The organism is Bradyrhizobium sp. LA6.1, assembly GCF_040547805.1.
Lineage (GTDB): Bacteria > Pseudomonadota > Alphaproteobacteria > Rhizobiales > Xanthobacteraceae > Bradyrhizobium > Bradyrhizobium barranii.
This window is the reverse complement of record NZ_JBEPQK010000003.1, coordinates 118,058-138,765: the sequence shown is the minus strand read 5'-3', so window position 1 is coordinate 138,765 and position 20,708 is coordinate 118,058. Positions and strand designations below refer to the sequence as shown.

Sequence of the window (20,708 nt, the reverse complement as noted above, 5' to 3'; positions counted from 1 at the left end):
AGGAACGGAGCGAACGGCTCCCTACTTTTCCTCTTCCATCGTCACGGCGACGTCCGCCTTGGCCGAGAGCCGAACCTTGTTGCCCTCGACACCGGCAACGAGGCCCTTGTCGATGAAGTGATGGTGGCCCTTGTGGCTGCCCTCGCCGCTGTCCTTCTTGGTCAGCTTGATGCGATGGCCCTCGACCTTGTCGACCGTGCCGATGTGGACGCCATCGGCGCCGATGACTTCCATATGCTCTGCGATGTTCTGCATGGTGGGTTCCTTGTTTGGGTCCACCTCAACGTGCCGGGTTTGCGTTCGTTTCAATTGTTGGAAAAATCGAACTCAGAAGATGTTCGATTGCAGCCTAACAGGCGCTAACAAAGGCGCCGCACTCGTAAAAGTTGCATATGCAATCTGATCGTTGATCCAAGTCGGGGCTTAAGCCGATCAGATATTGAGGGAGACTCACATGCACCAATCCCCCTTGTGGTTGATTGTCGGCACACTTCTTATAGCGTCCGCTCTTTGCACCTATTTCGTAGTAATGCTCTACAATATATTTCGTGACATCTACGGCATTGAGGACAATCCTCTGCCTTCCGCAATCCATCTGGTGAGACTGCTGGTAGCGCTCTATCTCGGATTGATCTACATTTTTGGCGTAGCGTTTGCTGGAATTTATGAATTCGACCGTGACGCGTTCTCGTTCTCCGATGTGTCGAACTTCTCTGAAAACGTACTGGGCGTGTTTTATCTTAGCGCAGCAACGATGACTTCGACCGGGTATGGCGATATCCACCCGAAAAGCCCGGCCGCTATGGCTGCCGCCATTGTCGAGATGTTGTGCGGTTACTTCATGACGGTGCTTTTTTTCTCCGCAATCGCTGGTCTTGCTTTTCGGAATGCGGAACGTCGCAGGTAAACTGCTAAATCAGCGGCGCCTTCGCCGAGGCGTGATGATTGACGATCTTCCAGTCGCCGTCCTCGCGGATGATGACCCAGCTCATCTTGACAACGAGATCGTCCCGCTCGCCGGCGAGGTCGAACGTGATGGTCGCGCCCATATTGATGAGATCAGGACCGGCCTGTCCCGCATTCACGTCGGAAAAGGCCGCGCTCGGCTGGCGCCAGCGCGGCAGGCCGTTGAAGTAATCGGCGACGCCGTCCCTGCCCCGATAGAGTCTTGGATTCGAACCAAAGAAGAACGCGTTCTTCGCATAGAGCGACGACAGCGCGGCCGCATCGAGCGTCGCGAAGCCGGCGCACCATTTCGCGATGATGGCGGAAACGATGGTGTCGGCTTCACTGCTCATAGGCCCAATCCCCTCAGCCCTTGGCCACTTCCTTCGCGAACGTGTCGCGCAGGCCGATGGTGCGCGAAAACACCGGCTTGCCCGGCGTCGAGTCCTTGTCGCGCACGAAATAGCCCTGACGCTCGAACTGCATCGGCTCGGTCGAATTGCTTTCCGCAACCGATGCCTCGATCCGCGCGTTGGAGAGAATTTCCAGCGACTGCGGATTGAGATCGGCCGCGAAGTTCGAGGCGTCCGGACTCGGATTGGAGAACAACTGGTTGTAGATGCGGATCTCCGCCGGCACCGACGTCGCCGCCGGCAGCCAGTGCATGGTCGCCTTGACCTTGCGGCCGTCGGGCGCGTTGCCGCCTTTGGTCGCGGGATCGTAGGTGCAGCGCAGCTCCACCACTTCGCCCGCGTCGTTCTTGATCACGCCGGTGCACTTGACGAAATAGGCGTAGCGCAGCCGCACCTCGTTGCCGGGCGACAGGCGGAAGAACTTCTTGGGCGGGTTCTCCATGAAGTCGTCCTGCTCGATATAGAGCTCGCGGCCGAACGTGATCTTGCGCGTGCCGGCCGAGGGATCGTCGGGATGGTTGATCGCCTCGAGCTCTTCGGTCTGTCCTTCCGGATAGTTCTCGATGACCACCTTGAGCGGCCGCAGCACGCCCATGCGCCGCTGCGACGTGCGGTTCAGCTCCTCGCGGATGCAGAACTCCAGCATGCCGACGTCGACGACGCTGTTGGCCTTGGCAACGCCGATGCGCTTGACGAATTCGCGCAAGGCTGCCGGCGGCACGCCGCGGCGGCGCATCCCCGCTACAGTCGGCATGCGCGGATCGTCCCATCCGGCGACATGGCCGTCGCGGACGAGCTGGGTCAGCACGCGCTTGGACAGCAGCGTGTAGGTCAGGTTGAGCCGCGCCATTTCGTACTGATGCGGCTTGGACGGCACCGGCAGCTTCTCGATGAACCAGTCGTAGAGCGGTCGATGGTCCTCGAACTCCAGCGTACAGATCGAGTGCGTGATGCCCTCGATCGCGTCCGACTGGCCGTGCGCATAATCGTAGCTCGGATAAATCGACCACTTGGTGCCGGTGCGCGGATGATGCGCATGCAGGATGCGGTACAGCACGGGGTCGCGCAGGTTGATGTTGCCCGCGGACATGTCGATCTTGGCCCGCAGCACGCGCGCGCCGTTCGGGAATTCACCGGCCTTCATGCGGCGGAACAGGTCGAGATTCTCGTCCACGCTGCGGTCGCGGAACGGCGAGTTCTTGCCGGGCTCGGTCAGCGTGCCGCGCGCGAGGCGGATCTCCTCCTGGGTCTGGTCGTCGACATAGGCGAGCCCGTCGCGGATGAGCTTCTCCGCCCATTCGTACAGGCGGTCGAAATAATCCGAGGCGAAGAACAGGTTCTTGCCCCAGTCGAAGCCGAGCCAGTGCACGTCGGCCTGGATGGAATCGATGTATTCCTGCTCTTCCTTGACCGGGTTGGTGTCGTCGAAACGCAGGTGGCAGCGGCCCGGAAACTCCTGGGCGATGCCGAAATTGAGCGCGATCGACTTGGCGTGGCCGATATGCAGGTAGCCGTTCGGCTCCGGCGGGAACCGGGTCACGATCTCCCTGTATTTGCCCTGATCGAGGTCGGCCTGGATGATGTCACGAATGAAATCGCGCCCAACCTCGTTCGCCACCGGTTCTGTCATTACGAAAATCCTGTAGGGAAATCAGCGGCCCTTCTGCCAAATTCGCTTGGCTGAGCCAAGACCTTAGCGGTCCGCTGCCGGGCTTTAGTTATGCTCCGGTCCTGTTATATACCACCGCCTCCAATGCATAGGCCCTGCCAAGAATGACCGATTCCGTCGTCACCCGCTTTGCTCCCTCGCCGACCGGCTTCCTCCATATCGGAGGCGCCCGCACGGCGCTGTTCAACTGGCTCTATGCGAAGAAGCACGGCGGCAAGATGCTGCTCCGGATCGAGGACACCGACCGGGAGCGCTCCACCGAGGCTGCGATCGGCGCCATCCTCGACGGCCTCAAATGGCTGGAGCTCGGCTGGGATGGCGACGTCATCTATCAGTTCAGCCGCGCCGCCCGTCACCGCGAAGTCGCCGAGCAGCTGCTCGCCAACGGCAAGGCCTATCGCTGCTACGCGACCGCCGAGGAGCTCACCGCCATGCGCGAGAAGGCGCGCAGCGAGGGCCGCACCCGCCTCTATGACGGCCTATGGCGCGACCGTGACCCGGCAACGGCGCCTTCCGACGTCAAGCCCACCATCCGCCTGCGCGCGCCGCAGACCGGCGAGACCGTGATCGAGGACCAGGTCCAGGGCCGTGTGGTCTGGCAGAACGAGAACCTCGACGACCTCGTCCTGCTGCGCGGCGATGGCAACCCGACCTACATGCTCGCAGTGGTCGTGGATGACCACGACATGGGCGTCACCCATGTCATCCGCGGCGACGACCATCTGATCAACGCCGCCCGCCAGAAGCAGATCTACGACGCCATGGGCTGGGCGCTGCCGAGCATGTCCCACATCCCCCTGATCCACGGCCCGGACGGCTCGAAACTGTCGAAGCGCCACGGCGCGCTCGGCGTCGATGCCTACCGCGCCATGGGGTACCTCCCGGCCGCGCTCCGCAACTATCTTGTCCGGCTCGGCTGGAGCCATGGCGATCAGGAGATCTTTTCAACCGAGGAGATGATCGCCGCGTTCGACCTCGCCAGCGTCGGCCGCGCCGCCGCCCGCTTCGATTTCGCCAAGCTCGAAAACCTCAACGGCCACTACATCCGCCACGCCGACGATCAATCACTCGTGAAGATGTTCGAGGACGTGCTCGACCACGTCGTGCCCAGCCGCAACGAGCTTAAGGCCAAGTTAAACGACACCACGCGGGCGCAGCTTCTCAAGGCGATGCCGGCCCTGAAGGAGCGCGCCAAGACGCTGATCGAGCTGATCGACAGCGCCTATTTCATCTTCGCCGACCGGCCGCTGGAGCTCGATCCCAAGGCGGCAGCACTGCTGACGCCCGAGAACCGCAAGCTGATCGGCCAGCTTCATTCCGCGCTGGAGAAAGTCGAGACATGGAGTGCGGCGAACGCGGAGGCCGCGCTGCGCGCCTTTGCCGAGGAAAATAGTCTCAAGCTCGGCGCCGTCGCTCAGCCGTTGCGGGCGGCGCTGACGGGACGGTCGACATCGCCTGGTATATTTGAGGTTTTGGACGTGCTGGGACGCCAGGAAAGCCTGGGCCGGCTTAAGGACCAGGCCAAGGACTAGGCCAAGAACCAGGCTACGACGTAAGTCGACCATGCGTGCGGCGATCTTGCAGCGCACACAGCAATAATATACCCATCTCACCCGTACCTTCTGGAATATCCGGCCTGCCCCACCAAGTCATTGGGGCCTTCCGGGTCCGGCCCGTTTCACCACACATCGGGGACCTCTGATGGACGCAAAAGCAAGCAATAAGACCGCCACGCTGACGGTCGGAAACAAGAACTACGATCTCCCGATCCACAGCGGCAGCGTCGGGCCTGATGTCGTCGATATCGGCAAGCTCTACGCCCAGTCCGGGCTGTTCACCTACGATCCCGGCTTCACCTCGACCGCAAGCTGCGAGTCCAAGATCACCTATATCGACGGTGACGCGGGCGTGCTGGAATACCGCGGCTATCCGATCGAGCAGCTCGCCGAGAACGGCGACTTCCTCGAGACCTGCTATCTCCTGCTCTACGGGAACCTGCCGACCGCCGCGCAGAAGAAGGATTTCGACGACCGCGTGATCCATCACACGATGGTGCACGAGCAGATGGCCCGCTTCTTCCAGGGCTTCCGCCGCGACGCCCATCCGATGGCGGTGATGGTGGCCTCCGTCGGCGCGCTCGCCGCGTTCTACCACGACTCCACCGACATCAACGATCCGAAGCAGCGCATGATCGCGTCGATGCGCATGATCGCCAAGATCCCGACGCTGGCGGCGATGGCCTACAAGTACACGATCGGCCAGCCCTTCGTGTATCCGAAGAACTCGCTGAAGTTCGCCGAGAACTTCCTGCACATGTGCTTCGCCGTGCCGTGCGAGGAGTACAAGATCAATCCGGTGCTCGCTGACGCGCTGGACAAGATCTTCATCCTGCACGCCGACCACGAGCAAAACGCCTCGACCTCGACGGTGCGCATCGCCGGCTCATCCGGCGCCAACCCGTTCGCCTGCATCGCCGCCGGCATCGCCTGCCTCTGGGGCCCGGCGCATGGCGGCGCCAACGAAGCCGCGCTCGCGATGCTCGCCGAGATCGGCTCGGTCGACAAGATTCCGGAATTCATCGCCAAGGTGAAGGACAAGAACAGCGAAGTCCGCCTGATGGGCTTCGGCCACCGCGTCTACAAGAACTACGATCCGCGCGCCAAGATCATGCAGAAGATGTGTCATGCCGTTCTCAAGGAGACCGGCCATGGCGACGATCCGATGCTGAAGGTGGCGCTCGAGCTCGAGAAGATCGCGCTCAGCGACCAGTACTTCATCGACCGCAAGCTCTACCCGAACGTCGACTTCTATTCGGGCATCACGCTGAAGGCGATGGGCTTCCCGGTCTCGATGTTCACCGTGCTGTTCGCGGTCGCCCGCACCGTCGGCTGGATCAGCCAGTGGAGCGAGATGATCGAGGACCCGCAGCAGAAGATCGGCCGTCCGCGCCAGCTCTACACCGGCGTCACCCGCCGCGACTACGTCGCGATCAAGGATCGCAAGTAAGATCGGCCATTGCGGCTTTTGGAAACGGCGCCATCCTGCGATGGCGCCGTTTTTGTTTTGGAGGACGCCGTAGGGTGGGCAAAGCGAAGCGTGCCCACCACCTCTCCGAGACCGAGCCAGAAACGGTGGGCACGCTGCGCTTTGCCCACCCTACCGATACGGAGAACCCGATGCTGACCGGAAGCTGCCTCTGCGGAGGCGTTGCCTACGAGGTCGATGCGACCCCGGGCACCATCATGCACTGCCATTGCCAGACCTGCCGGAAGACGCACGGATCGGCCTTCTCCACCGTCACGAACGTGCCACGCGACCGCTTCCGCTGGACCAAGGGCGAAGACTTGCTGCGCGGCTTCAAATCCTCGCCCGGCAAAACCCGCTATTTCTGCTCGCACTGCGGATCGCACATCGTCGCCTCGCGCGAGGGCAAGAACACGGTCCTGCTGCGGATGGGCTGCCTCGACACACCGATCGCAGAGCGGCCTGAGATGCACATCTGGCGATCGGATTCTGCCAACTGGTACGACCCGAAGGCCGAATTACCGGAGTGGGCCGAAGGCACCGCACCGAAAGCCTGATCAGTTCTTCGCCTCATCTTGCTGCCACGCACAACAACAAGTCGACTCATCATGTCCGCAATCGCTTGACAGTCGAAACGCTCCGCGCGCAAATTCTTACACTAAGTAAGAATGACGACAGGGATGGAAATGCCGGAGCAGCCGAGAAGTCGGCGGCAGACACGTGCTGCCATTTTGACTCATTTGCTCCAGTCCGGCGGCTCGTTCCGGCCGCCGCTGGCCAAAGCCGTGCGCCTGTCCGAGGCGAGCCTGTCGCGCATCCTGTTTGACCTGAAAGCCGAAGGCCTGATCGAGGAAGTCCGGCGCCCTGCCCCTTATGTCGGCGGTCCGACAGGCCTCGTGTCGCTCGATGGCTCCGTGGCGCTGGCGGCCCTCGAGCTGACCGGCCAGTGGCTCGGCATCGGCGTCGGCGGCCTGTCGGGCGAGCTGCATTACACCGAGCGCCTCCCGCTGCCGGCCAAGCTGACGGTCGAGAGCGTCGGCCGCGTCTTTCGCGAGGCGATTACGTTATTGCGCGACTGGGCGCGCCGCCGCCGCATCACGCTTGCGCAGATCGGCATCACCATTCCCGGCCTCGGCCGCTTGAGCGAGTTCGGCAATCCGATCATTCCCTGCGATGTCGAACGCATCGGCGGCATGTTCGGCGAGCTGTTTGCGGACGTCCCGGTCGTCTTCACCAATTCGGTGGTCGCGCACGCCATTTTTCATCGTTGCCGCACGGAAAACTACCCGTTCAGCGATGCGCACCTGTTCGTCTTCGTCGGCCAGGGCGTCGCGGGGACGTGGATGGGCGATCCGATCGAGGAGGATGCGCTCCAGCCGGTCGAGCTTGGCCACATGGTGTTCGGCAACGATGGACCGCGTTGCCGCTGCGGCCACCACGGATGCGTCGAAGCCTATACGTCTCTGCCGGCGCTGGCCGAGCTTCTGCGCACCACCGAAGCGGAATTGCTCCAGCTCGGCAGTGAATGGGTGACCGCGATCCCGCTCACCTCGCGTGTGCGGCAGGAATTGCGACAGCGGCTGTTCAGGCTGGGCCTTGCGATCGGCAACACGCTCAACGTCAAACCATGCCGCGGCGTCGTCGTCAGCGGTTGGCCGTCGGCTCTCTCTGAGGAGGATCGCAAAGCGGTGGTCGATGGGATCGACGCCTGCCTCCTCGGCGGGCGGAAACTGGCGCAGGTGTCGCTCGCCTTCGTGCCGCCCTCGAACGGCAATGATCCGCAAGCAGCTCTCGCCTTCGCCGCCTTTTGTCTCGCCAGCCGCGGCGGGATGCCCGCGGCTTCGACGGAGGCCGCCTGACATGCCCTGAGCCGCGTGGCTCAACGCGCCAAGAAAGTTTCACACCGGGAGGAACTGCCATGCCGATCACGACAACAAGGCGCCGTCTACTCGCTGGATCTGCGGCCGCACTCGCATTACCGGCATTCGCCCGCGCGCAAGGCGCGGCCAAGCCGCGCCTGACCGCGATCTCGCAATGGTCCGCAGGCAGCGATGGGGCGGCGATCACCGCACTCGGCAAGAAATTCGAGGAGAAAGGCGGCGTCTGGCAGCACTCGCCCGTCCCCGGCTTCACCACCGAGATGATGAACAAGCTGCGCGCTCAGATCATCGCCGGCGATCCGCCGGCCTGTTCGCAGCTCAAGGGCCCCGAGATTGCGGCCTGGTCGAAGATCGCCCCGACCGTCGATCTCGACGCCCTCGTCGCGGCCGCCGGTTACGAAAAAGTTGTCGCTCCGGACCTCGCAAAATTGCACAAGCCGGGCGGCAAGTGGATTGCGCTGCCGTTGCAGATCTACAGCACCAACATGCTGTTTCTCTCCAAGCGCGCGATGGACAAGGCAAAGGCCGACAAGGTCCCGGTCACCTGGGCCGACTTCAACGATCTCGCCGACAAGATGAAGGCGGGCGGCATCACCTACCCCATCGCCAACGGCGGCACCCGCCCCGATGACGGGCAGAAATTCGAGGCCTCTTTGGCCGGCATCAGTCCCACGGCATACCGTGCGGCCATCATGAATCTCGACAAGAAGGCCCTGGAGGGCCCCGAGATCAAGGCTGCCTTCGTCCAGGTCCGCAAGATCGCCAACTGGATGGACCCCAACGTCGGTGCCCAACCCTACGCCACCAATTTGAAGCGCTTCGTCGACGGCGACATGGGCATGATGATCATGGGCGGGTGGGCGCAGGGCGTGTTGCGCAACGCCGGTTTCAAGTTCGACGACTTCATGATCACGCCCGGCCCGAGCGACAATGGCAAGCCGGTCTTCCTGTTGAATGCCGACGCCTTCATCTTCTGGCAGCGCAAGGAGCCCGACCTCCAGGCCGGTCAGACGTTGATGGCCCAGCTCGTCATGGATCCGGCGATCCAGACCATGTACTCGCAGATCACGGGATCGATCCCGGTGCGCACCGATGTCGACCTCTCCGGTGAGGGCTGGTCGGACGGTCAACGGCGGACCGCAGCCGCGCTCAAGGACGCTGTCGCCAACAATCAGGCCGTCTTGAGTCTTGCGCACAACATGGCGCAGGAAAACGGCCTGACGGCGGCGATGATCGACGTGCTCACCGAGTATGTGAAGAACAAGACGATCACGCCGGAGCAGGCGGTCACCCGCCTCGCCGAGGCCGTCGAGGGTTCGCGTTGACCGACACCGTCTCCACAGCAACGCGGCCGGCGACGTCTGATCTCGTGCGCCGGCTGCCCGAATATCTGATGATCTGGGTGCCACTGCTGTTGTCGGCTGCGCATCTCATTTCGTTTTCGCTGTGGACGATCTGGATTTCGTTCACGCCCTCCACGCTTGTTCCTGTTACGGGCTGGGTGGGTTTGCGCAACTACAACGCGGTCCTGGCATCGCGGAACTGGCAGATCGCATTCGACAATCTGCTGCTGTTTGGCAGTGCTTTCGTGCTGCTGAGTTTGATCACCGGCCTTATGCTTGCGATCCTGCTCGATCAGCGCATTCGCGGCGAGAATGTGCTGCGATCCATCTTCCTGTATCCGCTTGCGGTGTCGTTCGTCGTCACCGGCACGGTCTGGAGCTGGCTACTCAATCCCGGCATCGGGATCCAGAAGCTCGTCCACGACCTCGGCTGGACCTCCTTCCGGTTCGACTGGCTGATCGACCGCGACATGGCGATCTGGACGATCGTGATTGCCGCGATCTGGCAATCCTCCGGCTTCGCCATGGCGCTCTTCCTCGCCGGCCTTCGCTCCGTCGATTCCGACATCATCAAGGCCGCCCAGATCGACGGCGCCGGACCGGTCCGAACCTATTGGCGGGTCATTCTGCCGACGCTCTGGCCGATCACCATCACCGTCATCGTCGTCCAGTTGCAGTTCGCGATCTCGGCCTTCGATCTCGTCCGTGCGCTCACCAATGGCGGGCCGGGAATCGCGACCCAGCTGCCGGCCCTTGTCGTCTACGACCTCATGTTCCAGCGCAGCCAGCTCGGCCGGGGTGCCGCGGCGGCGGTGCTCATGCTGCTCATTCTGCTCGCGGTGCTGCTGCCCTATGCAGCGTGGCGCTATGTCCAGCGAAGGCAGGCCACCCATGCGTGACCGCAGCTTCGCACCGAGCCGAATTCTGATCTATCTCGTCGTGACATTGTTCGCTGCGGCCTATCTCGCGCCACTCGTTGTTGTCGTCCTGAACTCTCTCCGCACCAACGAGGAGATCGCGCAGGGTTCGATGATCGGCTGGCCGCAACACTTGGCCTGGAGCAACTACGCCAAGGCCTGGAGCGGTTTCTGCGTCGCCGAGACCTGCGCCGGCATCCGGCCATACATGCTGAACTCCGCGCTCGTCACCATCCCGGCGACGATTTTCTCGACCCTGCTCGGTGCTGTCGCCGGTTACGCCGTGTCGCTCTGGCGCTTTCGCGGCGATAGCTGGATCTACGGCATCGTGACCCTCGGCCTCTTCCTTCCCCAGCAGATGCGCCTGCTTCCCTGGACCATCGTGCTGCGGGACACCGGTCTCATCAACACGCTGACGGGCCTCGTGCTGATTCACACGATCCAGGGGCTCTCCTTCACCACGCTGTTCTGCCGAAACTACTATGTCGCCATTCCACACGAGCTGATCAGGGCCGCACGCATCGATGGCGCCGGGTTCTTTCGTATTTTCTGGCGCATCATCCTGCCGCTCTCGGCTCCTATTCTGATCGTCACCGTGATCTGGCAGTTCACGCATATCTGGAACGAGTTCCTCTATGGCGTGACATTCACCACCGGCCAGCAGCAGCCCGTCACGGCCGCGCTCATCGCGCTCTCTGCCGCAATTGCGGACATTCCGCAGCATGGCGTGCAGAGCGCGGCGGTGATCATCGCGGCGCTACCCACTTTGTTGATCTATCTCCTCGGCGGACGGTACTTCGTGCGCGGCCTGACCGCCGGCGCAGTGAAATGATGGGGTCGTCATGGCAGCACTGAGCATTCGCACCCTGTCCAAGCGCTACGCCAATCTGGAGGTGCTGAAGGGGATCAACCTCGACATCGAGAGCGGCGAGTTCACCGTGCTGGTCGGGCCATCCGGCTGTGGCAAGTCCACCCTGCTCAACATCGTCGCCGGGCTCGATCGTCCGAGTGACGGAACGATCGAGATCGGCGGACGCGTCGTCAACGACGTCCCGCCCAAGGATCGCGACATCGCCATGGTGTTCCAGTCCTACGCGCTCTATCCGTCGATGACGGTGCGCCAGAACATCACCTTCGGCATGGAATGCCGTCACGTTCCGAAGGCGGAGCAGGAGAAGGCGCTGGCGAATGTGGCGCGCCTCCTCCAGATCGAGCCCCTGCTCGGCCGCAAGCCGTCGCAGCTGTCCGGCGGGCAGCGCCAGCGCGTGGCGATGGGCCGGGCGCTGGTGCGCGATCCCCTGCTCTTCCTGTTCGACGAGCCACTCTCCAACCTCGATGCGAAGCTGCGCGTCGAGATGCGGATGGAGATCAAGCGGCTGCACCAGCGCATCGGCGCCACCATCATTTATGTCACCCACGACCAGATCGAGGCGATGACGATGGCGACGCGCATCGCCGTGATGCATCGGGGCGTGGTGCAGCAGTTCGCCGATCCGGACACGGTGTACCGCTATCCGGTCAATCTGTTCGTCGCCCGCTTCATGGGTTCGCCGCCGATGAACACCATGCCGGGGCGGCTCGAGGCCGATAGCGGCGGACCTGTGGCCGTGATCGGCGCGGGGCGACCGGACGAGGTTCGTCTGCGCCTGCATGGACACGATGCGGCAGCATCTTATGTCGGCCGCGACGTGGTCGTCGGGATCAGGCCGGAATGCATCGCCGAGGCCAGCCGCGTCTTTTCCGGCGAGGCGCCCGTCCTCGTCGACGCGCCGGTCGAGATGATCGAGCCGACCGGCGCCGAGACAATCGTGCTGCTGCGTCTCGGCGGCGAGACTGCGCTGGCGCGCATCACCCCGGATATCCGTCCCGCGCCCGGCGCGACCGCCACCTTCGCGCTCGACACGCGGCGCATTTGCCTGTTTGACCCCGAGACGGAGCGGCTGATCGCATGACCCGGACCATCTTTCCCAGCCTTGCCGGCCGCGTGGTGTTGATCACCGGTGGCGCCAGCGGCATTGGTGCCGTCTTCGTGCGCGCCTTCGCGACCCAGGGCGCCCGCGTCGCCTTCCTCGACATCGATGCGAGCGCCGGCGAAGCGCTGGTGCGGGACGTCGCGGCCACATCCGGCTCCGCGCCCCTGTTTGTGCCCTGCGACCTCCTCGACATCGACGCCTTGCGCGCTGCGATGGCGCGGGTGCACGGATCGCTCGGCGATGCCGCAGTCCTCGTCAACAATGCCGCCAACGACCAGCGTCAGGTGCTGGCCGAGGTGACGCCGGCCGAATTCGACTGGACGATCGGTGTCAATCTCAAGCACGTCTTCTTCGCGGCCCAGGCGGTGGTGCCGCAGATGCAGGCGCGCGGCGGCGGCTCGATCATCAACATGTCGTCGGTGGCGTGGATCCGCGGTGCGCCGGCGCTGCCGGTCTATGCCGCGGCGAAGGCGGCGATCGTCGGCTTCACCAATTCGCTGGCCAGGTCAGTCGGCCCCGACCGCATTCGCGTCAACGCGATCGCGCCCGGCATGGTGATCACCGAACGCCAGCGCCGGCTCTGGTTTCCGGACGAGCAGAAGATCTCCGAGCTGCGCACCCGCCAGGCCGTTCCCGATGCGGTGACGCCCGAGGACATCGCCAGCATGGCGCTGTTTCTCGCATCGGACGAGAGCCAGCGTATCACCAGCCAGTGTTTTCGGGTCGATGGCGGCCTCGCCTAGGACCGTAGGGTGGGCAAAGCGCAGCGTGCCCACCACCTCTCCGCAACCGAGAAAGAAATGGTGGGCACGCATTCGCTTTGCCCACCCTACGAAGCCGTCTGTTGCCGCCGCCCCTTGCGCATCGTCGCGAGCACGATGTCGGCGGCGAGCACGCTCGGCGACTTGTTGCCGGTGGACATGATGGTGTCGAGCCGGGCGAACGAATCGACCTGTCGTTTGCGCAGCGGCGTGTCCGTGAGCAGCTCCGACAGCGCCGGCGCCAGCTTCTCCGGTACGCAGTCCTCCTGCAAGAACTCCGGAATGACATCCTCGCCGATCACGAGATTGGCGAGGATCACCGAGGAGACGCGGATCGCGCGGCGCAGGATGAAGGCTTCGATCGCGCCGACGCGATAGGCCGTCACCATTGGAATGCCGGACAGCGCGAGCTCCAGCGTCACGGTGCCGGATTTGGCCAGCGCCGCGCGCGCGGTTCGGAACGCGGCGCGCCTCTCGGTCTCGCCGACCGCGATTTGCGGCTTGACCGGCCAGCTCGCGATGCCTTCGCGGATGGTGGCTTCGAGATGCGGCATGGTAGGCAGTTTCAGTTCGAAGGCGCGGCCTTCGGCCTGGAGCCGTCCGAGCGTCGCGCCAAACACGTCGAGATGGTGCCTGATCTCGCTGCGGCGGCTGCCGGGCAGCACCAGCAGAACCGGCGGCTCGGCATCGCGGCGCCGCTGCTCCTCCGCGTTTGGCCGCAGCGACGGCAATTGCTCGATCAGGGGATGGCCGACATAGCTGCAGGGCGGTCCGCCCAGCTTGCGGTATTCCTCCGGCTCGAACGGCAGCAGGCCGAGCACGTGATCGACATAGCGGCGCATGGTGCGCGCCCGCCCGGGTCGCCAGGCCCAGAGCTGCGGCGCCACGTAGTCGACAATCGGGATCTCCGGCGTCTTCGCGCGCACGCGGCGGGCGACGCGATGGGTGAAATCGGGACTGTCGATGATGACGAGCGCGTCGGGTGCGGCCGCAGTCACGGCATCCGCGGTCTGGCGGATCAGCCGCAAAATCTTCGGCAACTGCTGGACGACCCCGGCGAAGCCGACGATCGACAGCTCCTCGATCGGAAACAGCGTCTCGAGCCCCTCACGCGCCATGGTCCGGCCGCCGACGCCCACAAACTGCACGCCGTCGCCGAGCCGCTGGCGCAACACTTTCATCAAGGCGCTGCCGAGCCGGTCGCCGGATTCCTCCGTCGCGATCAGGAAGATCTTCCGCTTGGGATCGCGGCTCTGCATCATGCCGTCAGGCCGATCACGAAGAGATATTTGGCGTCGGCGAGCGAGATCATCGCCTGCGGCTCGGCGGCGATGGTGTTGCCGGCGACGACGGCGATGCCGGCCAATCCGGCGCGAGCGACGCCCTCGAGGGTACGCGGGCCGATCGTCGGCAGGTCGAAGCGCAAATCCTGCCCGCTCTTCGGCACCTTCACCAGCACCCCGCGTCCTGTCGCAGCGCGGATGCGCCCCTCCTCGCGCAGGCGTGCCACGCGCGCGAGCAGCGCGTCGGTGCCCTCGATATCCTCGATCGCCACTACATGGCCGTCGATCACGACCGCGGCCTGGCCGATGTCGAACGGGCCGAGCGCGGTCAGCACCGCGCGGCCGCGCTCGATGTCGGCCTTGCTGTTGTCGTTCGGCCAGGCGCGGCTGATGCAGCCCTCGGGCATCAGCAGATCCGGCGCAACATCCTTGATGCCGACCATGCGAAAGCCGCCCTGCTCGAGAATGCGCCCGACGCCGGACAACAGATGATCGTCGCCGCCGCGGAAGGCGCGGATGACGTTGCCGAGCAGGCGCAGTGTCGTGACGTCGAACCTTATTTCGGACAGCGCGGGCCGCACCAACGTGCCGATGAAGATCAGATCGCGGCAGCCCTCCTCGCGGAACAGCCGCATGGCGCGGCCGAGCTGGCCGACCGAGATCCAGCGATGGCGGAATTGCTCCACCCGCGTCGGATCGCAGGCGCCACGCAGCGGGAACAGCACCGGCGTGATGCCGCGCGCGGCAAGCGAGTCGGCGACCGCGAACGGCATGGCGCCGCCGCCGGCGACGACGCCGACCGGCGACGAAATCTCCGAAGCCGCCGATGTCATGCCCGCGGCCATCCCGAAATCACTTCTCGATGGCGGGGAGACAGATCGGGCGATGCTTGCGCTTGCCGATGAAGTCGAGGATCTCGGCAATCGCGGGGTCTTCGCCCGCGAGCGGCTGGGCCGCCGCGAGCCGCTCGGCGAACGTGCCGGGGCCGTGGAAGAGTTTTTGGTAGAACGATTGCACGGTCGCGCGCCGCTGCTTGGTGAACTGCCGCCGCTTCATCCCGATGAGATTGAGGCCTTCCAGCGCCGCATACTGGCCGTTGGCGAGGCCGAACGGAATGATGTCGTCGCGCACGCCCGAGAGGCCGCCGACCATCACCTGCGGGCCGATGCGCGTGAGTTGATGCACCGCCGACAGGCCGCCGATATAGACGAAATCGCCGATCTCGCAGTGGCCGCCGAGCGTCGCCGAGGTCGCAAAGATCACGTTGTTGCCGACCATGCAGTCATGGCCGACATGGCTGTTGTTCATGAAGTAGCCGCCGTTGCCGACGCGCGTCAGCCCGCCGCCCTTGATGGTGCCGACATTCATCGTCGCGCCTTCGCGGATGGTGCAGCCGGAACCGACCTCCAGCCTGGTCGGCTCACCCTTGTAGCTGAGGTCCTGGGGCGCGCCGCCCAGCACCGCGAAGGGCGAGATCACGCAGCCATCGCCGATCGAGGTGTGGCCGATGACCGTGACTTGTCCGATCAGCTTGCAGTTCGCGCCGATCACGGCATTCGGACCGATGATGCAGAAGGGTCCGATCTCGGTACCCTCGCCGATCACGGCGCCGTCCGCGACCCGTGCGGTGGGATCAATCTTACTCATCAAGCAATCTGACTCATCAAGAAGGTCTGATTATGTGTTGAAGTCGCTCAGTTTTCCGGTGGTTAGCGCGACTATGCCCGATCTGTCCAGTGACGTATCATCTCGGCCTGTTTCAGGCACCGGATGAGCCGGCCGTCCTAAAGCACGATGAGATTGGGATGAATCGTCATCGCGCTTCAGGCTATCGTTCGAGCATGATCCTTTCGGAAAACCGCTGCACGCTTTTCCGGATCATGCTCTAGCTCGTCAACGCCTTCATGTGGAGCTTGAAGTCATCGTGGTCAGGGCCCTGGCAGTTCTGCTCGCACAGCTCGCGGCCGCCCCGATCGTCTCCGAGACGGTCGAGACCGGCGAACGCCGCTTCGTCGATCTCGGGACGTTCGAGTGCCGCGACATCACCCGCAGCACGGTGCTTCAGCGGGTCTGCTACGACCGCGCGCGGCGGGACCTCATCGTCGCGATCGACGGCCAATATGACCGCTATTGCGGGGTTGCGGCCGAGACGGTCGACAGCCTGCTCGGCGCGCCGTCCATGGGCCAGTTCTTCAACCGGAATATCGGACGCGAGACGGCCGGCGGCCGTTACGGCTGCGGCGCATAATCCATTTCCGCTGGCCTGAGCCGCTCAGTCCGTCAGCATGGCGCCGACGTCGGCTTCAGCAACGATCTGTCCGTTGACCTTGGCGTCGCCGTGAAACCACCACATCGCCTTGCGGCGGCCGATCGAACGCATGTGATATTCGATGGTGTCGCCGGGCAGCACCGGCTTGCGGAACTTGCACTTGTCGATGGTGAGGAAATACACCGCGCGCGGCTTCTCGGTGCCCTCGACCGAGGTGATGCCGATCACGCCCGCGGTCTGCGCCATCGCTTCGATCATCATCACGCCGGGATAGACCGGGCGCTCCGGGAAATGCCCCTGGAAGGCCGGCTCGTTGAAGGTGACGTTCTTGATGCCGATGCCGCTGTGATCGGCGCGGATATTGATCACACGGTCGATCAGCAGCATCGGGAAACGGTGCGGCAGAGTCCGGAGGATCGCGTTGATATCCACCAGCTCGAATTTGATCGGTGATTCCTCCGTCATTCCCGTCCCTCGTTCTTCGGATCGGCCCTGCTGTCGCGTACCAGGCGCTCCACCGCGATAATTTCCTTGAACCACTGCTTGGTCGGCTTGGCGAAAAAGCCGCCCCAGCGCCCGTTCGGCGGGATGTCGTCCTTGACGCCGCTCATCGCGGTGACCTGGGCCCCATCGCCGATCTTGAGGTGATTGTTGATGCCAACCTTTGCTCCCAGCGCCACGTTGTCGCCAATCGTCAGGCTGCCTGCGAGCCCGATCTGGGCCGCCAACAGGCAGTTCCGACCGATGGTCACATTGTGGCCGATCTGGACCTGGTTGTCGATTTTGGTGCCCTCCCCGATCACGGTGTCGCGCAGGGAGCCGCGATCGATGGTGGTGCCGGCGCCGACTTCCACATTGTTCTGGATCAGCACGCGGCCGGTCTGGGGCACCTTGAGATGGCCCTCGGGGCCGAAGAAGATGAAGCCATAGCCGTCCTGGCCGATCGAGCAGCCGGGATGGATCAGCACGTTGTTGCCAATCAGCGCGCACTGGATGGCCGTGCGGGCGCCGACATTGCAGTCCCGGCCGATCTTGACGCCGGGACCGATGACCACGCCGGCCCCGATAACGGTGCCGCTGCCGATCTCGACGTCAGGGCCGATGACGGTCAGGGGATCGACGATGACGTCGTCCTCCAGCCGGGCCGAGGGATCGATGATGGCCGACGGGGCGATGCCGTCATTACCGACCCAGGACTGCGGGCGCAGCGCATTGCCGTGCCATTCCCGGGCGAGCCCGACAAAGGCGCGGAACGGCTGCGCCACCCGCAGCACGGCCACATGCGCGGGCACCTGGGCCTCGAAGCGCGGACTCACCAGGCAGGCCCCAGCCTTGGTCGCCTTGAGCTCGTCGGCATATTTGAGGTTGTCGAAGAACGCCAGATGCATCGGGCCGGCTTCGTCGAGCGAAGCAAGACCGGTAATGACGTGACCGCCCCTGGCAGGGTCGACGAGCTGCGCCTTGGTCAGCGCTGCAATGTCAGCCAGCGCCGAGGCCGGCGGCTTTTTGAAGAAGGTCGGCTGCGCCATTCCACCCCATCGCGGTCCGGCTTCGGCATGAAGCGGTCAGGCCGCATCATGCCTTATCTCACGGATTGAGCACGATCTTTTTGGAAACCGGCCCCAACAAGGGGCCGGCTCATGCCCTGCTGATCGAATTAGAACGAGGTGCCGCCGCCGAACCTGAACTGCTGCACGCGATCGAACTGGCCCTTGGTGAGCGGCACGGCGTAGTCGAACCGCAGCGGACCGAACGGCGACTGCCAGATCAGGCCAATACCAACCGACGAACGGACGACATTGCCGTTGTCATACACCAGGCCGGTACAGGTTCCCGCCGAGGGCGGATTGACGGTCGACGGCGTACAGTTCGAGTTCCTGGTCGTGGTCATTTCGTTGGTCAGCGACCACGTCGTCGGGCCCTGATAGTCGAAGAGGCCGCCGGCGTCGGCGTAGACCGCGCCCTTCAGACCCACTTCCTTCGGCAGGAACCAGAACGGCATCTGCAATTCGAACGAAGCGCCCCAATACTTGGTACCGCCAAGCGCGTCTTGCGTGCCAAAGGGATTCAAATCGCGCGGACCGATGCCGTTCGGAGCAAAGCCGCGGACCAAGTTCGGGCCCATCTGGAACTGATCCAGCATGCGGATATCGTTGTTGCCGATCTTGTTCAGCATGCCGCCCTGAAGGTGAACGAGGCCGACGATGTCGGACACCAGCGGAGCGTAGTACTTCGCGTCGACGACGGACTTCAGGTAGGTGACGTCGCCGCCCACGCCGGCGAAATCCTGACGGAAGTCGACGAGCAGACCGTCGGTGGGGTTCTTGTTGTTGTCCAGCGTGTTGTAGGTCAGCGTGTAGCCGAGCGCCGAGGTCAGGGTCTTGCCGCCGGCAAGCTCCTTGCGGACCGGCAGCGAGGCTTCGCCGTCGGAGTAGCAGCCGAGACCGCCGGTCGAGGTCAGATCGATCGGCGGCGTTTGCGATGCGGCAAAGGCCGGGCTCGGGTTGAAGGCCGACGAACCGAGGACGTTGTTACAGTTCGCCAGGTAGGACGGCAGCGTAATTTCCTGCTGGTAGATCGAGTAGCGCAGCTGGAGCGACAGATCTTCACGCAGGCTGAAGCCGAGGCGCGGGCTGAAGCCCAGCGTCTTCGTACCGTAGGAGATGTAGCTGTTGGAGAGCTGCTGACGCTGATAGAGGTCGAGACCGAGCGCGACGCGGTAGTCGAGCAGATACGGCTCGACGAACGACAGCGAATAGCCGCGCGCATACTGGCCGTAGGTCACCGACGCCTTGGCGAACAGGCCGCGGCCGAGCAAATTGCGCTCGGAGATCGAGACTTCGGCGAGCGCGCCGTCGGTCGTGGAGTAGCCGCCCGAGACCGAGAAGTCGCCGGTCGATTTCTCTTCGAGATCGACGATCAGGACCACGCGGTCGCTGGAGGAGCCCGGCTCCGTCGTGATCTTCACGCTCTTGAAGTAGTCGAGGTTCTTCAGGCGGCGCTCGGCACGGTCGACCAGCGCGCGGTTGTAGGCATCGCCCTCGGAGATGTCGAACTCGCGGCGGATCACGTAGTCGCGCGTGCGGGTGTTGCCGCGGACGTTGATGCGCTCGATATAGGTGCGCGGGCCCTCGTCGATGTTGAACACGACGGCGACGGTGTGCGCCTCGAAATTGCGGTCGCCGCCGGGACGGACCACGGCGAAGGCATAGCCGCGACGCGACGCCTCGATCTGCATTTCCTCGACCGACTTCTCGACCGATTCGACGTTGTAGAGCGCGCCGACATTGACGCGCGAATAGTTGCGCATCGTGGTCGGATCGAAGTTCGGAATGGAGGAGCGGAAGTCGACGGTGCCGACGCGGTACTGCGAGCCTTCCTCGATCTTGAAGGTGACGTTGAAGCCCTTCTTCTCCGGATCGTATTCGGTGAGCGCGGCGACCACCTGGACGTCGGCGAAACCGTTCTTGAGATAGAAACGGCGAATCAGGTCACGGTCGGCCTCGACGCGATCGGGATCGTAGAGGTCGTTGCTGGCGAGGAAGCTCAGCAGGTTCGATTCGTGCGTCTTGATGACGTCGCGCAGGCGGTAGGACGAGAACGCGTTATTGCCGACGAACTCGATCGACTTGACGCCGGTCTTGGCGCCCTCCTCGACCGTGAAGATCAGGTCGACGCGGTTGTTCGGCTGCTCGATGATCTCGGGCGTGACGCGGACGTCATAGCGACCCGAGCGGCGGTAGATTTCGGCGATTCGCAGGGTGTCGGACTGCACCATGGCGCGGGAGAAGGTGCCGCGCGCCTTGGACTGGACTTCAGCGGTGAGCTGCTCGTCCTTGACCTTCTTATTACCTTCGAACGCGATGCGGCCGATCACCGGGTTTTCCACCACGGAGACGATGATCTGGCCACCGGAACCGCGATTGATTCGCACGTCCTGGAACAGGCCGGTCTCGATCAGGGCCTTCAGGCCGTCATCGATGGCGCCCTGATCCAGGCGGCCACCCGGGCCCGGCTTGAAATAGGAGCGGATCGTCTCCACCTCGACACGGCGATTTCCTTCGACGGAAATCGACTGGACGGTCTGAGCAAGCGCAGACGAAGACACAAAACCAGCCCCAACCGGGGCAAGCACCGGCGCGCCGAACAAGATCAGGGATGCGAGCAAGCCCCCCCGGAGTCGCAGTCCAAACTTCATTGCGCAACGCGCCCTTATCAGTACCAGACCCAA

The 20,708-nt window shown here is 63.9% G+C and carries 20 protein-coding genes; 11 read left to right on the top strand and 9 right to left on the bottom strand.

Annotation, left to right across the window (positions count from 1 at the left end; all coding sequences use genetic code 11):
• Positions 1 to 21 precede the first annotated feature (21 nt).
• Positions 22 to 255: a DUF2171 domain-containing protein gene (locus ABIB99_RS07805; protein ID WP_028149639.1), complete on the bottom strand. Its 234-nt coding sequence runs from the start codon at positions 253 to 255 to the stop codon at positions 22 to 24.
• A 199-nt stretch (positions 256 to 454) separates the two neighbouring features.
• Here ABIB99_RS07805 and ABIB99_RS07800 point away from each other — a divergent pair, with 199 nt between their 5' ends.
• A complete protein-coding gene (locus ABIB99_RS07800; protein WP_354175381.1) occupies positions 455 to 907 on the top strand; it encodes an ion channel in 453 nt (150 codons plus the stop codon).
• Positions 908 to 911: 4 nt separating this feature from the next.
• Here the strand turns inward: ABIB99_RS07800 and ABIB99_RS07795 are convergent, their stop codons facing one another.
• A complete protein-coding gene (locus ABIB99_RS07795) occupies positions 912 to 1,298 on the bottom strand; it encodes a nuclear transport factor 2 family protein (protein ID WP_354175379.1) in 387 nt (128 codons plus the stop codon).
• Positions 1,299 to 1,311: 13 nt separating this feature from the next.
• Positions 1,312 to 2,988 carry a glutamine--tRNA ligase/YqeY domain fusion protein gene (locus tag ABIB99_RS07790; protein WP_354175378.1) on the bottom strand — a complete coding sequence of 559 codons (1,677 nt, stop codon included), beginning with the start codon at positions 2,986 to 2,988 and terminating at the stop codon, positions 1,312 to 1,314.
• A gap of 143 nt (positions 2,989 to 3,131) precedes the next feature.
• Between ABIB99_RS07790 and gltX the strand changes: the two genes are divergently transcribed.
• The 9 genes from gltX (at position 3,132) to ABIB99_RS07745 (ending at position 12,907) form a co-directional block, all read left to right on the top strand.
• Positions 3,132 to 4,559 (top strand): glutamate--tRNA ligase, encoded by a 1,428-nt coding sequence (gene gltX / locus ABIB99_RS07785; protein WP_354175377.1) that lies wholly within the window; start codon positions 3,132 to 3,134, stop codon positions 4,557 to 4,559.
• Positions 4,560 to 4,728: 169 nt separating this feature from the next.
• The gene (gene gltA, locus ABIB99_RS07780) at positions 4,729 to 6,033 is read left to right on the top strand and encodes a citrate synthase (RefSeq protein WP_071913479.1); all 1,305 of its coding nucleotides are present in this window, start codon (positions 4,729 to 4,731) and stop codon (positions 6,031 to 6,033) included.
• 74 nt (positions 6,034 to 6,107) lie between these two features.
• The gene (locus ABIB99_RS07775) at positions 6,108 to 6,608 is read left to right on the top strand and encodes a GFA family protein (RefSeq protein ID WP_231142081.1); all 501 of its coding nucleotides are present in this window, start codon (positions 6,108 to 6,110) and stop codon (positions 6,606 to 6,608) included.
• A 123-nt stretch (positions 6,609 to 6,731) separates the two neighbouring features.
• On the top strand, positions 6,732 to 7,910 hold the full coding sequence (locus tag ABIB99_RS07770) for an ROK family transcriptional regulator (protein ID WP_175627358.1): 1,179 nt from the start codon (positions 6,732 to 6,734) through the stop codon (positions 7,908 to 7,910).
• Between the two features lie 59 nt (positions 7,911 to 7,969).
• Positions 7,970 to 9,256 carry an ABC transporter substrate-binding protein gene (locus ABIB99_RS07765; RefSeq protein ID WP_014494953.1) on the top strand — a complete coding sequence of 429 codons (1,287 nt, stop codon included), beginning with the start codon at positions 7,970 to 7,972 and terminating at the stop codon, positions 9,254 to 9,256.
• Positions 9,253 to 10,173 carry a carbohydrate ABC transporter permease gene (locus ABIB99_RS07760; protein WP_063983039.1) on the top strand — a complete coding sequence of 307 codons (921 nt, stop codon included), beginning with the start codon at positions 9,253 to 9,255 and terminating at the stop codon, positions 10,171 to 10,173. The genes ABIB99_RS07765 and ABIB99_RS07760 overlap by 4 nt, the downstream gene beginning before the upstream one ends.
• Positions 10,166 to 11,023 (top strand): carbohydrate ABC transporter permease, encoded by an 858-nt coding sequence (locus tag ABIB99_RS07755; RefSeq protein ID WP_014494951.1) that lies wholly within the window; start codon positions 10,166 to 10,168, stop codon positions 11,021 to 11,023. Before ABIB99_RS07760 ends, ABIB99_RS07755 begins: the two co-directional genes overlap by 8 nt.
• Positions 11,024 to 11,033: 10 nt before the next feature.
• Positions 11,034 to 12,143: an ABC transporter ATP-binding protein gene (locus ABIB99_RS07750; protein WP_354175374.1), complete on the top strand. Its 1,110-nt coding sequence runs from the start codon at positions 11,034 to 11,036 to the stop codon at positions 12,141 to 12,143.
• On the top strand, positions 12,140 to 12,907 hold the full coding sequence (locus tag ABIB99_RS07745; protein WP_063983037.1) for an SDR family NAD(P)-dependent oxidoreductase: 768 nt from the start codon (positions 12,140 to 12,142) through the stop codon (positions 12,905 to 12,907). Before ABIB99_RS07750 ends, ABIB99_RS07745 begins: the two co-directional genes overlap by 4 nt.
• Before the next feature lie 86 nt (positions 12,908 to 12,993).
• Here the strand turns inward: ABIB99_RS07745 and lpxB are convergent, their stop codons facing one another.
• From lpxB to lpxA, 3 genes are read right to left on the bottom strand one after another with little or no spacing between them, the layout of a single operon-like run.
• Positions 12,994 to 14,187: a lipid-A-disaccharide synthase gene (gene lpxB / locus ABIB99_RS07740; protein WP_354175373.1), complete on the bottom strand. Its 1,194-nt coding sequence runs from the start codon at positions 14,185 to 14,187 to the stop codon at positions 12,994 to 12,996.
• A complete protein-coding gene (locus ABIB99_RS07735; protein ID WP_049807903.1) occupies positions 14,184 to 15,041 on the bottom strand; it encodes an LpxI family protein in 858 nt (285 codons plus the stop codon). Before ABIB99_RS07735 ends, lpxB begins: the two co-directional genes overlap by 4 nt.
• A 19-nt stretch (positions 15,042 to 15,060) precedes the next feature.
• Positions 15,061 to 15,855 carry an acyl-ACP--UDP-N-acetylglucosamine O-acyltransferase gene (gene lpxA, locus ABIB99_RS07730; RefSeq protein ID WP_166341977.1) on the bottom strand — a complete coding sequence of 265 codons (795 nt, stop codon included), beginning with the start codon at positions 15,853 to 15,855 and terminating at the stop codon, positions 15,061 to 15,063.
• Between the two features lie 277 nt (positions 15,856 to 16,132).
• Between lpxA and ABIB99_RS07725 the strand changes: the two genes are divergently transcribed.
• Positions 16,133 to 16,456: a KTSC domain-containing protein gene (locus ABIB99_RS07725; protein WP_166096947.1), complete on the top strand. Its 324-nt coding sequence runs from the start codon at positions 16,133 to 16,135 to the stop codon at positions 16,454 to 16,456.
• Positions 16,457 to 16,480: 24 nt separating this feature from the next.
• Here ABIB99_RS07725 and fabZ read toward each other — a convergent pair whose 3' ends face one another.
• The 3 genes from fabZ to bamA all read right to left on the bottom strand — a co-directional run bounded on the left by fabZ (position 16,481) and on the right by bamA (position 20,675).
• Positions 16,481 to 16,942: a 3-hydroxyacyl-ACP dehydratase FabZ gene (gene fabZ / locus ABIB99_RS07720; RefSeq protein WP_166341978.1), complete on the bottom strand. Its 462-nt coding sequence runs from the start codon at positions 16,940 to 16,942 to the stop codon at positions 16,481 to 16,483.
• Complete coding sequence (lpxD, locus tag ABIB99_RS07715; RefSeq protein ID WP_071913468.1) at positions 16,939 to 18,006, bottom strand: UDP-3-O-(3-hydroxymyristoyl)glucosamine N-acyltransferase; 1,068 nt, start codon at positions 18,004 to 18,006, stop codon at positions 16,939 to 16,941. The genes fabZ and lpxD overlap by 4 nt, the downstream gene beginning before the upstream one ends.
• A gap of 128 nt (positions 18,007 to 18,134) precedes the next feature.
• On the bottom strand, positions 18,135 to 20,675 hold the full coding sequence (gene bamA, locus ABIB99_RS07710) for an outer membrane protein assembly factor BamA (RefSeq protein ID WP_135213814.1): 2,541 nt from the start codon (positions 20,673 to 20,675) through the stop codon (positions 18,135 to 18,137).
• Positions 20,676 to 20,708 lie beyond the last annotated feature (33 nt).